The following is a 15788-nucleotide window of genomic DNA, read 5'->3' on the forward strand; positions in this document are numbered from 1 at the left end:
GAGGGGGGTGCGGGTCCTTCTCGTCCGTCCGGAACGGCTACTTCTTCGGCACCGTCGGCATCCCCAGGAACGGCAGCTTCAGCGCGCCGAACGCCTCCGCCGGGACCGCCGGTGTCTTCGGCTCGACCGGCTGCAGCCGCTCGTACGCCGCCCCCTGCGCCGGACGCGGGTCCGCCTCCCCCTTGTTGGGCCAGTACGACATCGCGCGCTCGGCCTGCGCGGTGATCGTGAGGGACGGGTTCACGCCCAGGTTGGCCGAGACCGCGGCGCCGTCGACGACCGAGATGCCGGGGTGGCCGTAGAGGCGGTGGTACGGGTCGATGACGCCGTTCTCGCGGGAGGAGCCGATGGGGCAGCCGCCGAGGAAGTGGGCGGTGAGCGGGGTGCCCATCAGCTCGCCGACGTTGGAGCCCGCGAAGCCGTTGATGTCGGCGGCGATGGCGGTGGCGCTCTCCGAAGCCGCCCTGATCTGCTTGGGGTTGGGGGCGCCGTGGCCCTGCCGCGCGGTGAGCAGGCCCTTGCCCACGCCGTCCGGTTTCAGGTACGTCGTCAGGGAGTTGTCCAGCGACTGCATGACCAGGCCGATGATGGTCTTCTCCGACCAGCGGCGGTTGGACAGGGAGCGCAGCACGAGCAGGGGGTGCCGGGCCGCGTTCGTGAGCCAGCCCAGCACCCTCGACGAGCCTTCCGCGTACGGCACTTGGAGGATGGAGAGGCTGCCCATCGAGTTGGAGCCCTTGCCGTAGCGGACCGGCTCGATGTGGGTGTTCTCGTCCGGGTGGATCGACGAGGTGATGGCGACACCGCGCGTGAAGTCGACCTTCGCCTCGCCGGTCGCCTTGCGGTAGCGCCGGTTGTCGGTCTGCGCGCCGACGAGGGCCTCCGAGTTGGTGCGGGTCAGCTCGCCCAACTTGTCAGAGATGTACGGCAGTTGGCCGCCCGCCTTCATGCGGTGCAGCAGGGTCTGGGTGCCGTAGGTACCGGCGGCGAGCACCACGCGGCGGGCCTTGAAGGTACGGCCCTCGCCCTTCTTCTTCTCGTCCGTCGGCAGGGTCGCGACCGCGTAGCCGCCCTGCGAGTCGTCCGTCACCGACACGACCGTCGTCAGCGGGTGCACGACCGCGCCCGCGTTCTCGGCGAGGTAGAGGTAGTTCTCGTTCAGGGTGTTCTTGGCGCCGTGCCGGCAGCCGGTCATGCACTCGCCGCACTCGGTACAGGCCTTGCGGTCCGGGCCCGCGCCGCCGAAGTAGGGGTCGGCAACCTGCCCGCCGGGCGCCGCCTTCGCCTTCCCCTCCGCGTCCTTGCCGTCCCCGAAGAACACGCCGACGGGGGCCAGGTGGAAGGTGTCGCCGACGCCCATCTTCTCGGCCGCCGCCTTGAGGTGTACGTCGGACGGGGTCATCGTCGGGTTGAGCCGTACGCCGAGCATGCGCTGCGCCTGGTCGTAGTACGGCTTCAACTCCTCCTGCCAGTCCGTGATGTCCCGCCACTGCGGGTCGTCGAAGAACGGCTTCGGTGGTACGTAGAGGGTGTTGGCGTAGTTGAGCGAGCCGCCGCCGACGCCCGCGCCGGCCAGGACCATGACGTTGCCCAGCAGGTGGATGCGCTGGATGCCGTACATGCCGAGCTTCGGCGCCCAGAGGTAGTTCTTCAGGTCCCAGGAGTTCTTGGGGAGGGTCTCGCGGGTGAAGCGGCGGCCGGCTTCCAGGACACCTACGCGGTAGCCCTTCTCGGTGAGGCGCAGGGCGGTCACCGAACCGCCGAAGCCGGATCCGACAACGATGACGTCGTAGTCGTAAGCGTCATTGCTCACGCGCACTCTCCTCTACCGGAACCGGAATGCCTTCATCAGCCTCAGGCTGCGGCTCATGAACTGGGCGTACTTCTCGTCGTCCATGCCGAGCGAGGGCGCCATCGGCAGCAGCCGCTGCTGGGCCACCGTCTGGGCCTCCGTGTACTTGAGGATGCCCTCGGAGCCGTGGCGGCGGCCGAGGCCGGAGTCCTTCATGCCGCCCATCGGGGACTGGACGCTGCCGTAGGCGGGGGCGTAGCCCTCGTTGACGTTGACCGTGCCGGCGCGGACGCGGGCGGCGATCTCGCGGCCCCGCTTGCCGTCCTTCGTCCAGACCGAGGAATTCAGTCCGTACGGCGTCGAGTTGGCGAGCTCGACGGCCTCGTCGTCGGTCTTGAAGCGGTAGATGGAGACGACCGGACCGAAGGTCTCCTCGGAGCAGACGGCCATCGGCTCGGTCACGCCGTCGAGGATGGTCGGCTCGAAGAAGTACGGGCCGACGTCCGGGCGGGCGACCCCGCCGGCGATCACCTTCGCGCCCTTGGCGACGGCCTCCTCGACGTGCCGGGTGACCGTCTCCAGCTGCCGCTCCCCCACCAGCGAGCCCATGTCGGCGCCGTACGCGAGGGAGGTGCCCAGGCGCATGGCCTTGGTGCGGGCGGCGAAGCGGTCCAGGAAGGCGTCGGCGATCGACTCGTGGACGTACAACCGCTCGATGGAGACGCAGAGTTGGCCCGCGGAGGAGAAGCAGGCGCGGACCGCGCCCGCGGCGGCCTTCTCGATGTCGGCGTCGTCCAGCACCAGCATCGCGTTCTTGCCGCCGAGTTCGAGGGAGACGCCGACCAGGCGGGCCGCGGCGCCCTGCGCGACCTCGCGGCCGGTGCGGGTCGAGCCGGTGAAGGAGACGTAGTCGGCGTGCTTGACGACTTCCGGGCCGACGACCGGGCCCTCGCCGAGGACGACCTGGAAGACGTCGGCGGGGAGCCCCGCCTCGATGAGGAGGTCGCGGGCCCACAGGGCGGTCAGGCAGGTCTCGGTGTCCGGCTTCATGACGACCGCGTTGCCCGCGACGAAGGCCGGGATGGCGTCGCCGACCGACAGCTCCAGAGGGTAGTTCCAGGGGGCGATCTGGCCCACCACACCGCGCGGGTGGCGCAGTTCGGTGACCTTCGTCAGCGTCGGCATGGCGCCCGCGTGCCGCTTGGGCCGCAGATAGGCGGGGGCTTTACGGCCGTAATGGCGGGCCGCGACCGCGACGGCCTGGACCTCCTCGTGGGCGTGCAGCCGGGCCTTGCCGGTCTCCAGCTGGATGAGGTCGAGGACCTCGGCCTGGCGCTCCAGGACCAGGTCGTGGAAGCGGAGCAGGACGGCCGCGCGCTGCCGTACCGGCGTCTGCGCCCAGACGGACTGCGCCTTGCGGGCCGCGTCGAAGGCCTTGGCCACGTCCTCGGGCGTGGACTCCGGCAGGTCGGCCAGCTTCTCGCCGGTGAACGGCGTGTGGTTGGCGGTGCGGCCGGAGCCGACCACGCCCTTGGTGAGCTGGGCGACCAGCTCGGGGGTGACCACGTCGGCGGCGGTGCGGGCGCCTTCGGGGGCGGGGGCGAGGGGGTTGGTGCCGGCCTTGGTCTCGGCATGCGCTTCCGTCATGAGGCGCAGGGTATGCCGGAGCGGAGGCTTTGGGTACCCGTCGGTAACGCGGCTTCACCGAGTACACACACGACGCCAGTGGTCACTGGCAAGGTTTGCGCTGATCAGGCCGTTGTGAGGGTACGGCCCCGGGTGGTTCAGCTTCTTCCGATCACGAGCCGGTCACGCGCGCCCTTGAAGAGGGCGGTGCCCTTCTTCTCGTCCGGGGTGCCCTTGGGCATCTGCACCTGGAGCTGGTACATCCGGTCGTCGGCGGTACGGACGACCAGCCGGAGTACGCGGACCGGCTTGTCGTCGGGGTCGTAGGTGACGTCGGACAGCGCGGCCTGGTCGCCGTGGAAGGTGGTCGCGGTGTACTGGCCGGCGCTCCGCTCGTGCCCCTCCATGCCGATCGGGGTCTGCTTCGCCTCGGCCATCGGCGCGGCGGGCGCCTTCGTCCACTCGGTGAACAGGACCCCGATGACCGAGTCGGTACCGTGGCTGTAGACGCTCAGCCGGGAGGGGTCGCCGGCCTCGCCGACCTGGTAGAGCCACCGGTACTGCTTGGGCAGATAGAGGACGGCGTCCATGCCCGGCTCCCGGCGGGCGGTCCAGGTCACGGCGTTGCCGCTCTCCTCCCGGGCGGGCGCCTCGGTGAGGGTGGCGGTCCGCCGGCTGACGTTTGCGCCCTCGCCGCCGGACGCGGAGAAGTGGGACGCGCCGAGCCAGGTCCCGGCGACGAGCAGGGCGGCGATCGCGGCCAGGGGGACGGGGCGGAGGCGGAGGGCAGGCTTGGGGGCACGCGGGACACTCGCGGTCGCGGTGGCGATCGCGGGCTCGTCCACCACTCCGGCCGCGCTCACCGTCCCGGGCTCGACGGGCGGCTCCTGGGCGGGTTCGGCGTTCGACTTCTGTGCCGGCTCAGCGTGCGGCTCCCGCGCCAGCCCGGCGTGCGGCTTCTGCACCGGTTCAGCGTTCGGCTCCCGCGCCGGCTCGGCGTTCGGCTCTCCCGCCGACTCCGCGGCCCCAGCCTCCGACCCCGCTCCCGCCGCCAGTCGTGCGGTCCCCACGTCGTCCCCGAGTTCCCGCAGCCCGGCGCTGTCCTGGGTCTCGGCAACCGCGCCGTCGGCGCCCGGTACCGGCCGCCCCTCCGCCACCGCCTCCAGCACGGCCGCGCACTCCTGCGCGCCGGGCCGCCGCTCGGGCTCCTTCACCAGCAGCCGTGCGATCAGCGGCCCGAGCGGGCCGGCCTGTCTCGGCTCGGGCGGCTCCGCGGCGATGACGGCGGCGAGCGTGGACTCGACCGTCGTACGCCTGAAGGGGGAAGCCCCCTCCACGGCGGCGTAGAGGAGCACGCCCAGGGACCACAGGTCGGACGCCGGACCGGCGCTGCTGCGTCCCGACATCCGTTCCGGTGCGACGAACTCCAGGGAGCCGACGAACTCCCCGCTCATCGTGAGGGATTCCTCGCCCTGGACGTGGGCGATGCCGAAGTCGGTGAGGACGACGCGGCCGTGCGGGCCGAGGAGGACGTTGGCCGGCTTGACGTCGCGGTGGACGATCCCGACGGTGTGCGCGGCGTGCAGGGCGCCGAGCACCGCCAGGCCGATGCGCGCGGCCTCCGCGGTGTCGACCGGCCCGCGCCGGAGGACCTCGTGCAGGGACTCGCCGCGGATCAACTCCATGACGATCCAGGGGAGTCCGTCGTCGTCCACGACCACGTCATGGATGGACACGGCGGCCGGATGGTCGACGCGGGCGGCGGCGCGGGCCTCGCGGTGGAGGCGGCTCGCGGCCCGTCGGCGCTGCTCGTCCTCCGGGTCGCCGGGCAGCCACGGCTGCTTGACGGCGACGTCCCGGCCGACGAGTTCGTCGTACGCCTGCCAGACGGTGCCCATGCCGCCGGAGCCGATGCGCTCGGTCAGCCGGTAACGCCCGCCGAGCAACCGGTCCTCGCGCGCCTGTTCGCCGCCAGCACTCATGCCCCATCAGTACCGTGCGGAACGGGGACTTGTCGACGCGGCTCGGCTACAGGGTCCGATTGGCGAAGGCGAGCGCGTCCCCGGCCCGCCGTACCTCCACGACACCCGAGCCGCCGAAGTGCGCGGGGATCACCAACTCGCCCTGGTCGACGGCCCGTTCCAGCACCCGTCGGCGACTGGTGGCCGCCTGCGCCGGGTCCAGGCAGAAGCAGCTGCTGCACTCGGGGTGCAGGATCTGGACCGGGCTGTGCAGCAAGTCGCCGACGAACACGGCCCGTTCGCCGCGCGAGGCGACGCGCAGGACGGACGAGCCGGGGGTGTGGCCGGGCGCGGGCTCCAGGGCGAGGTGGGCGTCGATGCGGTGCTCGCCCTCCCACAGCACGGCCTGCCCGGACCGGTGCACGGGCTCGATGCTGTCCTCGTAGGTCAGCTTGTCGTCGGGGCGGACACCGCCGCCGTAGCCGCCGTCCGGGCCGAAGTGGTGGTCGTCGTCGGCGGGCAGGAGGTACTCGGCGTTGGGGAAGGCGGGCGCCCAACCGCCGTTCACGTCATGGGTGTTCCAGCCGACGTGGTCTCCGTGGATGTGGGTGTTGACCACGACGTCGACGTCCTCGGGCCGCACGCCGGCCCGCTCCAGGCGGTTGAGCAGCCCGTCGCCCTGCTGCCGGTGGAAGAGCGGGTTGCCCGGCCGCTCCCGCCCGTGGCCCACCCCGGTGTCCACCAGCACGGTCCGCCCGCCGCTGCGCAGCACCCAGGTCTGCAGGGCCACCACGGCACGGTCGCTGCCGGGCTCCCAGTGGTCCGGGGTCAGCACCTGCCGGTTGCCCTCCCACACCTCGGGCCCGACGCCCGGGACGAGGTCGCGGGCGGGGGCGTAGGCCGCCTGCCACTCCACGACCCGGAGCACCTCGACGTCACCGATCACGAAGCTCTGTGCGTTGTCATCAGCCATGCCCCGAACACTAGAAGCGCTGCCGTGCGCATCCCAATGCCTGCTCGGCTCAATTCGATACGCTTACGTCTCATGGACGTGGTCAGTGACGCGATCTCCGCCGTACGCATCGGGCAGCCCTCCTCCAACCGGCTGCGGGTCGGCGGCAGCTGGTGCACCCGGCTGGCGCCCTACGAGGGTGCCGGGTTCCACGTCGTGCTCGCGGGCGGCTGCTGGCTGGTGCCCGACGGGGGCGGCGAGCCGGTGACGCTGGGCGCGGGGGACGTCGTACTGCTGCCGCACGGGGCGGGGCATGTGCTCGCGGACGCTCCCGGGGACACGGCGCGGGCGGTGCCGTTCGAGGAGATGACCCGGCCGGCGGGCGGCGGGCGGGAGGTGGAGCTGCTGTGCGGGAAGTACCGCCTGGACCACACCCGGGTGCACCCGCTGCTGGCGGAGCTGCCGCAGGTCGTCCATCTGCCGAACCGGGTCGGCGCGCACCCCGAACTCCGGTCCGCCGTGGACCTGTTGGCGCGCGAGGTCGACGAACGGCGGCCGGGTGCCTGCCTGGCCCTGCCGAGCCTGCTCGACCTGCTGCTGATCTACATGGTGCGGGCGTGGATGACGGAGTCGGCGACCGGTTCCTGGCCGGCGGTCCTGAGCGACCCGGTGACGACGGCGGCCCTGCGCGCCCTGCACTCGGACCCGGCGGCGCCCTGGACCAACGACCGGCTCGCGGCGGAGGCGGGCGTGTCCCGGGCGACCCTGGCCCGCCGTTTCACGGTCCTGGTCGGCCGCCCGCCGATGGCCTACCTGACCTGGTGGCGGCTGACCCTGGCGGCGACCCGGCTGCGGGACACGGACGCCCCGCTGGCGGCGGTGGCCAGGGAGGCGGGGTACGGGACGCCGTATGCGCTGTCCCATGCGTTCAGCCGGGAGTTCGGGGTGACGCCGGGCAGGTTCAGAGCTGGTGGATCTTCCAGTTCGCGATGACCTTCGCGGCGATCTGGCGGCCCTCGTCCGTGAAGTAGCCCTTGGCCGGGTAGTCGATCCACAGGCGGTACATGTCGCCTTGGCTGTTGCGGTAGTAGCGGACCTGGGCCTCGCGCCGCTGCTCGTCGTCGGTGTAGTTGTAGTCGATGGTGTTCTCGGCGGCTTTGCGGCCCTCGTAGGTGGTCTCCTTCGGTTCCCCCTTCGGGGCCGGCTTGTCGGCGATGCCCCAGGAGTACTCGCCGTCCTTGAGCGTCGCCCACTCCGCGAAGGCCCGGGCCGCAGCGGTGTCCTGGATCTCGTTGCTCTTGTCGTCGGCCTTGATGTCGCGGTCGACGGTGATCCAGACCGCACCGCTCGGGTCCTGGAAGGACGCGGTCGTGCCGTCGGTGCCGGTGGGCAGCTTGCCCTTCACGAAGCCCGCGGGCATACCGATGGTCGACCCGACCTTCGTGCCGAGGTCCTTGGTCTTCCAGCCGTCGGGCAGCGTCCCCGCGAAGGGATCGGCGATCAGCAGGTACGCCGCCAGCGCCGCCGCGACCACCCCCGCGCCGATGCCGAGCCACGCCTTGCGGCCGAGGGTGACACCCCGTCGTACCACCTGGACGACCTGTGTGGGCGCCGGTGCCGGTGGGTTCACCGTCTCGGTCAACAGGGCTCTCACCTGGGCCGCGTTGGGCCGATGGGCGGGGTCCTTCTGGAGCAGGCCGGTGATCACCTCGGCGAGCGGGCCCGGCACCGAAGCCGGCGCCGCGGGCGTGGCGTTGAGGACCGACTGGAGGGTGGCCGGGGTGTTGCTGCGGCGGAACGGGGAGACGCCCTCCGTCGCCGCGTACAGGACCACGCCGAGCGACCACAGGTCCGAGGCCGGGCCCGGGCGCTGGCCCAACACCCGCTCGGGGGCGATGTATTCGGGCGAGCCGACGAAGTTGCCGGTGTCCGTCAGGTTCGTCTCGCCCTCGATCTGGGCGATGCCGAAGTCGGTGAGGACGACCCGGTCGTGGCGGCCGAGCAGGACGTTGTCCGGCTTGACGTCCCGGTGCAGGATGCCCGCCGCGTGCGCGGCCTCCAGCGCGCCCAGCACCTCCAGGCCGATGCGCGCGGCCTCGCGCGCGCCCAGCGTGCCCTCCTGCAACGCGTAGCCCAGCGAACGCCCCTGCACCAGCTCCATGACGATCCACGGCTGGCCGTCGACCACGGCCACGTCGTGGACGTTCACGACGGCCGGGTGGTCGAGGCGGGCCGCGGCCCGTGCCTCGCGCCGCATCCGCTCGAAGACGTTGGCGCGTTCGCGTTCGGGAAGATGGTCCGGGATCCTGGGCTCTTTGACGGCGACCTCACGGTCCACCGTCTCGTCCTTGGCCCGCCACACCGTGCCCATACCGCCGTGCCCGAGCTTCGACAACAGCCGGTAACGGCCCGCGATCAGCCGTCCGGCACCAGGATCCTGCTGGGGCCGTGGGATCTGCGGCTGCGGTGGTTGCAGGACAAAACTCGTCGTGTCTTCGGGCTGGGTGCCATGTCCCCCGCTACTGCTCATGGGTCCATCCTTATCGCGGCAACCGCTCCCGTATCCACCAGGAACGCTTTCCGGTCACAGACCCGTGACCATCCTTACGTGCCCGCGAAGGTGTCCACCGCGACGTCGAAGTACTCCTTCGCCTCCCGCACCTTCCCGACCGGCGCTGACACCCACACGTCGTACATCCGGCCGTCCTCCTCCCAGCACAGGTCGTAGGTGTGCCGGGGGCCCTCGGCGGTGCTGAAGCCGTTCCAGGTGAACTCCCAGAGCGCGGCCGGGTGTCCGTCGTGGGTGGTGGAGGTGACCCGGCCGTCGTGGTAACCGGGGTTGCTGTCCGGCCCCGCGGCCGCCGAGCGGCGCATCACGGCGAGCGGGCCGTCCGGATCGGGGTCGGCGAGCTTGATGCCGAGGCGGAAGGTCTCGCCGGGCGACATGTAGAAGACGCGCTCGCCCTGGGGCTTGCGGGTGAAGTCCTCCGGTACGGCGAGGGAGAAGCCGGCCGGGTCGTCGGCGACGCGGTAGCCGGAGGGGGCGGAGGGGTGGGTGGCGGTGACGGAGGGGGTGGGGGTCGGTGTGGGGGTGGGCGTGGGTGACGTCGGCGAGTGCGACGCGCTTATCGACGTACCCGTCCTCGAACCGGTCGGCGTACCGTCCCCGCCCCCGTCGTCCCGGTTCATCAGCAGCGCCGCCGCCGACACGCCCGCCCCGGCCGTCGCGGCGACCAGCAGCGCGGCGATCAGCACGCCCCGGGTGGAGCGGCGGGTCTCGACCGTGGGCGAGGGCGCGGGAGTCGGCGTGGGTGTCGGCGGGCGTGGCACGTCCCGCTGGGTCGGGGTGTAGCCGGGCGGCGGCTGCGGGGTGCGGCCGGTGTCGCGGAAGGCGCGCAGCATCCGCTCGGCCTGCGCCGCGTCCAGCCGCCGGTCCGGATCACGCTCCAGCAGCCCTCGTACGACGGGCAGCAGCGGCCCGGCCTGCACGGGCGGGCGGATCTCGTCGAAGACGACGGCGTGCAGGATGCCGCCCAACGAGTCGCGCCGGAACGGGGATTCACCGCTGAGCACCGTGCACAGCAGCGCGCCCAGCGACCACAGGTCGGACTCCGGCCCGGTACGGGCGCCCGACATCCGCTCGGGCGCGGTGTACTCGGGCGAGCCGACGAAGGACCCGGTCTCGGTGAGCGTCGTGGCACCCGCGACCTGGGCGATGCCGAAGTCGGTGAGCACGACCCGGTCCGAGCCGGACTCCACGAGGACGTTGGCCGGCTTGATGTCCCGGTGCAGGACACCGGCGGCGTGCGCGGTGCGCAGCGCGCTCAGCAGCCCGATCCCGATCCGGGCGGCCTCGTCCGCGCTGACCGGCCCACGCGCGGAGATCCGGTCGGCGAGCGAGCCTCCGTCGATCAACTCCATGACGATGTACGGCCGTTCGTCCTCCTCGACCACATCGTGCACGACGATGATGTGCGGGTGCCGGAGCTGCGCCACGGCCCGCGCCTCGCGCAGGGTCCGGTCACGCTGACGCCGGGCCTCCTCCTCCGACAGGGCGTCGTCGAGGTCGAGGGGGATCTCCTTGACCGCCACCTGCCGGCCCAACAACTCGTCGGTCGCGCGCCACACCACGCCCATGCCGCCACGGCCCAGCCGCGATTCGAGCCGATACCGGCCCGCGATGACGCGGACGCCTGCCCCCTCGGTCCCCATGCGCCCCATCATGCCGCACCGGAGAGACGGGCTCCGGGACGGCGACCGGCCAACCGCGCGGACGGCCCGTTACTGCTCGGTCTTCTCCTGCCAGCCCTGCAGCACCGACTTGAACTGCTTGCTGGTGGTCGCCCAGTCCTTCGCGGGCGAGGAGATGTAGATCGCGTACTCGGTGCCCTCCGCGGACATGTACGTCTCCTCGACCGCGCGGCGCGGTCCGGGGAAGTCGGCGCCCTGCCCCTGCGTGAAGGTGTACTCCCAGATGGCGCCGGGACGGTCGCGGTAGGTGTTCTTCTCCAGCCGCACCTTGTGGTAGTCCGCGAAGCGCTGGCTGATCTGCCCCTCCAGGTTCAGCTGGTGGGAGTAGGCGTCGGCGAAGTCCGGCGAGGTGTCGATGGCGATCCGGACGAAGTGGTCGCCGCCGTCCGGCGTGTAGTCGACCTGCCTGAGGTCGCCGTCGACACCCAAGACCTTGCGCTCCCAGCCCTTGGGCAGGTAGACGCTGAAGCCCCAGGGGTCGTCGTACCGCTTCCAGTCGGCGGGAACGTTCCCGTTCGCGTTCGTGGTCGGTGAGTTCGACGGAGTCGGGCTCTGCGAGGCGGACGTGCCACCGGATCCGGAAGCGTCCGAGTCCCGGCTCTGGTCCCACTGCTGGTACGCCACGGCCCCGCCGCCGCCGACGATCACGACGAGGGCGAGCGCGAGGAGGGCGGTGCGCAGGCGCCGGCGCTTCGGGGCGGGCGCGGGCGCGGGGCTGACGCTCGTGGGGTGGCCCGGACCGCCCATGCCGGTCGGCCCGGCCGCCGTCGGCCCGGTCACCGGCGGGTACGGCGTCCCCGTACCACCGAAGCCGTTCGTACCGGTGTGGCCTGTACTGGCGCTCCCCGTCTCGTACCGCGAACCCCCGTACTGCGTCGGCACATACGCCTGCGCCGAGTGCGAGCGGCGGCCCTCGGCCGCCTCGGCGAGCATGTGTTCCGTCTGGGTCGCGTCGGGGCGCTCGGCCGGGTCCTTGGCCAGCAGCGCGCCGAGGACGGGCCCGAGCGGACCGGCGTACCGGGGCTCGCCGGCCTCCTCCTCGACGACCGCCTGCATGGTGGACAGCGGCGAGGTGCGGCGGAAGGGCGACCTGCCCTCCACCGCGGTGTAGAGGGTCGCGCCGAGCGCCCACAGGTCGGAGGCGGGGCCCGGGTCGTGGCCGCGGACGCGCTCGGGGGCGAGGTAGTCGACGGAGCCGACGACCTCGCCGGTGCGCGTGATCGTCGTATCGCCCTCGATCTGGGCGATGCCGAAGTCGGTGAGCAGGACCCGGCCGTCGTGGCCGATGAGGACGTTGCCGGGCTTCACGTCGCGGTGCAGGACTCCCGCGGTGTGCGCGGCGCGCAGCGCACGCAGCACCCACAGCCCGATCCGGGCGGCCTCGGCGGGCTCGACGCGGCCGCGCTCCTTGACCGCGTCGGCGAGCGAGTAGCCCTCGACGAGCTCCATGACGATCCACGGCCGCCCGTCGTGTTCGAGCACGTCATGGACGGTCACCACGGCGGAGTGGTTGATGCGCGCGGCGGCGCGCGCCTCGGCGCGTGTGCGCGCGAGCAGCCGCTCCTGGTCGCTCTCCGAGACGTAGAGCGCGGCGGTCAACTCCTTGATCGCGACGGCCCGGTGCAGCACCTCGTCGTGTGCGCGCCACACGCGGCCCATGCCGCCGCTGCCGATCGAGTCGGCGAGCCGGTAGCGGCCCGCGACAAGCTGGCCCTGCATCTGATTCACGTTGCCCCGCAATGGTCTTGACAGGGTCAGACTAAGGATCGCCCCCCGTCCAGGGAACCGGCGGGGTCCCATGGAGACAGCACTGTGACGGTTGTCGCTTCCCGAGGATGACCGGGTGACTGTCAGCCGGTGTACGTGTACGTCGCGTAAGCCTGCTCGTACAGCTTCGTCACCTCGTCGCGCTGGGACTCCGGACCACGCACCTGTACGACGTGGTAGCGCCCGTCGATCAGGATCGCGAGGTTGCGCACGTACAGGTCGCGCCCGCTGCCGTCGGTCCAGGTGAACTGTCCCTCGGCCATGGTCCGCGTGCCCACCGTGATGGTCCGCAGCCCAGTCGCGGTGGCCCAGCTGGAGCTGCGGTACGGCTGCAGCTCGTGCTCCTCGTCGCGCTGGTACGCCATCGGGTCGCTGCCGTAGGTCACGGCACCGTCCCGGCCCGGCACGACGATCAGCTCGAAGTCGCCCTTGGAGTACACGATCTGGTTCCAGCTGTTCCTGCCCGCCCTCGACCAGCCCTTGGCGACGGCGACCTGGAAGCCCTCGGGGTCCTTGCGCAGGGTGAACCCGGCGCCGACGTCGGGATCGGTGGTCTGCGTCTGTGTGGCCCCCGCCGACTTGGAGGGAGTGGGACTGTCAGCGGCCTTGGACGAGGACTGATCGGGCTGCGGCTGACTACTGGCGCTCTGGTCGGACTGCTCGGGCGCGGGACTGACCTGCCCGGCGGCACCGGTCCTGTCCTCCCCGCTCGCGCCGCTGTCCTGCCCGGCCTTCGGCATGAAGAGCATGGCGTACGCGATCGCGCCCGCGAGCAGAAGGAGGATGAGCAGGAGGAGCGTCCGGCCGAGCTTGCGGGGCGAGCCCGCCTGCTCCTTGGCCCGCTTGTGGCGGCCGTGCGGGGTGGTCGCGGGCAGCCCTGCCTTGCGCCGCCGCACGAGCTCACCGCGCCGCCGCACGACGGGCAGCCGGCTGGCGTCGGCGGGCGGGGCGGCGACGACGTGCGCCCCGGCGTCGGGCTCGGGCGCGGACCGCACGAGGGACCGCAGCCAACCCCTGACTTCCTCGAACTCCAGCCGTTCGGTGGGATCCTGACGCAGCAACGACTCCACGACCGGCCGCAGCGGCCCGCACTCCTCGGCGAAGGCCGGCGGCTCGGCACACACCATCTGCACGAGCTCGGCGGTCGACTCCTCGGGATAAGGCGCATGCCCCTGCACGGCCCGGAACAGCAGCGCCCCCAGCGCCCACAGATCAGTGGCGGGCCCGATCGGCGCCGCCAACTGCCAGTTCTCATGCACGGGCCCGGCCTGCTCGGGCGCCCAACGCTCGGTGACGGGGCCGACGACAGCCATCCGCGCCTGCCGCGCCCGCTCCGCGGCGAGCGCGGTGGCGGGGCCTCGGGGCGGAGCGGGGGTGCCGGCTACCAAGTCGTCCCAGCGGGTGGGGGGTTGGGGGGCGGAGGGGGCTTCGAGGGCGGGGGTGGGGGGAGCAGGAGCGTGGCCGGGGGCTGAGGTTGAGGCGTGGGGCGCGTCGAAGCCCTTGGGCATACGGGTGCTTGAGGGGGGTGCGTTGAAGGGGGAGGCGGGGTCGGCGAGGGCATCGCCTGGGGCGGAGGCGGGCATGCCGGTCGCGGGAGCGCCACCGAAGCCGGGGACGGGCATGCCGGTCGCCGGAGTGCCACCGGCGCCGGGGGCCGGAACACCGGGTGCGGGATTCCCACCGAAGCCGGGGGCCGGGGAACCGGGTGCGGGATTCCCACCGAAGTTCGAGCCGGGAAGGCCGGTCGGGGGTGCCGTGTCCAGGTCGGCGGGGCCGTTGCCCATGGCCCCGGCAGACGCGCCGGCGTTCCCGGCACCGCCACGCGGAGTGGCCCCGTGCCAGGAGGTACCGGCCACGCCATAGGGGTCGGCGATCTGCCCCGGCGGCGTGACGCTACTGCGGGCATCCTGCACGCCTTCACCGGAGGTGTACGGCTGTGCCGTGCCGTTGGCGGCCGGGCCGACCCCGCCCTCACCGGGCGCATACGGCTGCAGCGCCGAGCCGTTGGCCTGTCCCGCGAAGCTGCTGTCGCCGCCCGGGTGGGCCTGGGCCGAGCCGTTGGCCTGGCTCCCGAAACCGCCGTCACCACCCGGATACGCCTGCCCCGCACCGTTGCCGGTCGCGCCGACCCCACCCTCGGGCGCCGGGCGCGCACCCGGCAGCGCCGCCCGTCCGTTCTGCGCCTCCTGCACCCTGGCCGCTGCCCGGGCGCCCGCCCGATACGCGGCGATGGCCCCGGCTCGCGCCGCCCTGACGTCACCGCCGCTGGTAAGGGCCTTGGGCACGTGGGCCCCCGCCCCACCACTCCCGTGCCCCGAATCCGTCTCGGCACTCGGCAACCCACCGGCCGAACGCGCCCGGATGGCAGCACTCCGAGCAGCCACGGGATCCATACCACCCGGGGCCACGAAGTCCTGCGACCCGCCTACGCCGACGGAGCCACCGGGGCCACCCCCGCCGCGTCCCTCGGGGCCACCGGCCATACCGCCGACGCCACCACCGCCGTATCCCCCACGGCCACCAGGCCCGCCGCCAACACCACTTCCGCCGGGGCCGGCAGACAAGCCACCGGGCCCCCCATGCCCCAGAGCACCGCCGCCAGGGCCGCCACCGAACGTACCGCCGGCACCGCCGCCGTGCCCTCCAGGGCCCCCGGCACCGCCACCCGCACCGCTCCCGCCCCCGACCTCGCCGTCACCCTCCGGCGCCGGCACCGGGTCGTAGCCGCACAGTGCCTCCTCCGCCGCGCCCACCGCCAGGCCCGTCAGCATCACGCGGCCGTCGTCGCAGATCAGCACCGTGCGCGCGGTGATGTTCCGGTGCACCCAGCCATGCGCATGCAACACCCGCAGCGCCATCAGCACATCGGACGCGACCTCCGCCGCCCGATACGGCGTGAGCGGCTTCTCCGCGAGGAACGCCGCCAGCGGCCGCGCCGCCACGAACTCGCTCACGATCCACAGCGACCCACCCTCGGCGAACACGTCGAAGACCTGGTCCAGCCGAGGATGGTCAGGTATTCGCGCCGCGGCCTGCGCCGCCTCCACCGCCCGCCGCACCGCGGGATCCGTCGGCCGGCGGGGCCCCGTACGCGTCGGCGACCGCCGAGCCCCCCGCTCCCGGGGCTCACGCGCCGTGAACCCGTCGGGCAGCCCCTCCGCGTCGAGCACCTCCGCCTCGACGACCTCCGGCAACGGCACCTGCCGAACGAGGACTTCCTGCCCGCTGTACGTGTCGAAGGCGCGGGTCTCCGTGAGTTCGTACTCGTCGGAGGGCGGCAGCGGCAGGCGGTAGCGGTCGGCGAGAACCCGACCCGCGTAGTCGTCCACATTGCCTCCCTCGGCCGCCCGGTTGGTCAATTCCGTTCGCCTTGTGCCCCGTTCCGGACGCATACCCGGATGCGTACGGTCCGCAAGCCTTCACGATACGTGCCGGAGGC

At 72.7% G+C, this 15788-nt stretch carries 9 protein-coding genes; 1 reads left to right on the forward strand and 8 read right to left on the reverse strand.

Translation table 11 applies throughout. The features are described 5' to 3' along the window. Positions 1–37: 37 nt before the first annotated feature. From ABZ848_RS13005 to ABZ848_RS13020, 4 genes are all read right to left on the reverse strand, one after another. Positions 38–1813: a GMC family oxidoreductase gene (locus ABZ848_RS13005; RefSeq protein WP_360829920.1), complete on the reverse strand. Its 1776-nt coding sequence runs from the start codon at positions 1811–1813 to the stop codon at positions 38–40. 12 nt (positions 1814–1825) lie between these two features. Continuing rightward, positions 1826–3439 carry a succinic semialdehyde dehydrogenase gene (locus tag ABZ848_RS13010; RefSeq protein WP_360829923.1) on the reverse strand — a complete coding sequence of 538 codons (1614 nt, stop codon included), beginning with the start codon at positions 3437–3439 and terminating at the stop codon, positions 1826–1828. 137 nt (positions 3440–3576) lie between these two features. Further along, positions 3577–5400 (reverse strand): protein kinase, encoded by a 1824-nt coding sequence (locus ABZ848_RS13015; protein WP_360829926.1) that lies wholly within the window; start codon positions 5398–5400, stop codon positions 3577–3579. A gap of 46 nt (positions 5401–5446) precedes the next feature. Then, positions 5447–6352 (reverse strand): MBL fold metallo-hydrolase, encoded by a 906-nt coding sequence (locus ABZ848_RS13020; RefSeq protein ID WP_360829929.1) that lies wholly within the window; start codon positions 6350–6352, stop codon positions 5447–5449. Positions 6353–6424: 72 nt separating this feature from the next. Here ABZ848_RS13020 and ABZ848_RS13025 point away from each other — a divergent pair, with 72 nt between their 5' ends. Further along, positions 6425–7324, forward strand: coding sequence for an AraC family transcriptional regulator (locus tag ABZ848_RS13025; RefSeq protein ID WP_360829932.1), 900 nt, complete (start codon positions 6425–6427; stop codon positions 7322–7324). Here ABZ848_RS13025 and ABZ848_RS13030 read toward each other — a convergent pair. The 4 genes from ABZ848_RS13030 to ABZ848_RS13045 form a co-directional block, all read right to left on the reverse strand. Further along, positions 7293–8861, reverse strand: a complete 1569-nt coding sequence (locus ABZ848_RS13030; RefSeq protein WP_360829935.1) for a serine/threonine-protein kinase — start codon at positions 8859–8861, stop codon at positions 7293–7295. The two genes, ABZ848_RS13025 and ABZ848_RS13030, sit on opposite strands and share 32 nt — an antisense overlap. A gap of 74 nt (positions 8862–8935) precedes the next feature. Further along, the gene (locus tag ABZ848_RS13035) at positions 8936–10543 is read right to left on the reverse strand and encodes a serine/threonine-protein kinase (RefSeq protein WP_360829938.1); all 1608 of its coding nucleotides are present in this window, start codon (positions 10541–10543) and stop codon (positions 8936–8938) included. 69 nt (positions 10544–10612) lie between these two features. Next, positions 10613–12301 carry a serine/threonine-protein kinase gene (locus ABZ848_RS13040; RefSeq protein ID WP_360829941.1) on the reverse strand — a complete coding sequence of 563 codons (1689 nt, stop codon included), beginning with the start codon at positions 12299–12301 and terminating at the stop codon, positions 10613–10615. A gap of 131 nt (positions 12302–12432) precedes the next feature. Beyond that, positions 12433–15678 (reverse strand): protein kinase, encoded by a 3246-nt coding sequence (locus tag ABZ848_RS13045; RefSeq protein ID WP_360829944.1) that lies wholly within the window; start codon positions 15676–15678, stop codon positions 12433–12435. Positions 15679–15788: the final 110 nt, after the last annotated feature.

Source organism: Streptomyces sp. NPDC047081 (assembly GCF_040643775.1).
Classification (GTDB): Bacteria; Actinomycetota; Actinomycetes; order Streptomycetales; family Streptomycetaceae; genus Streptomyces.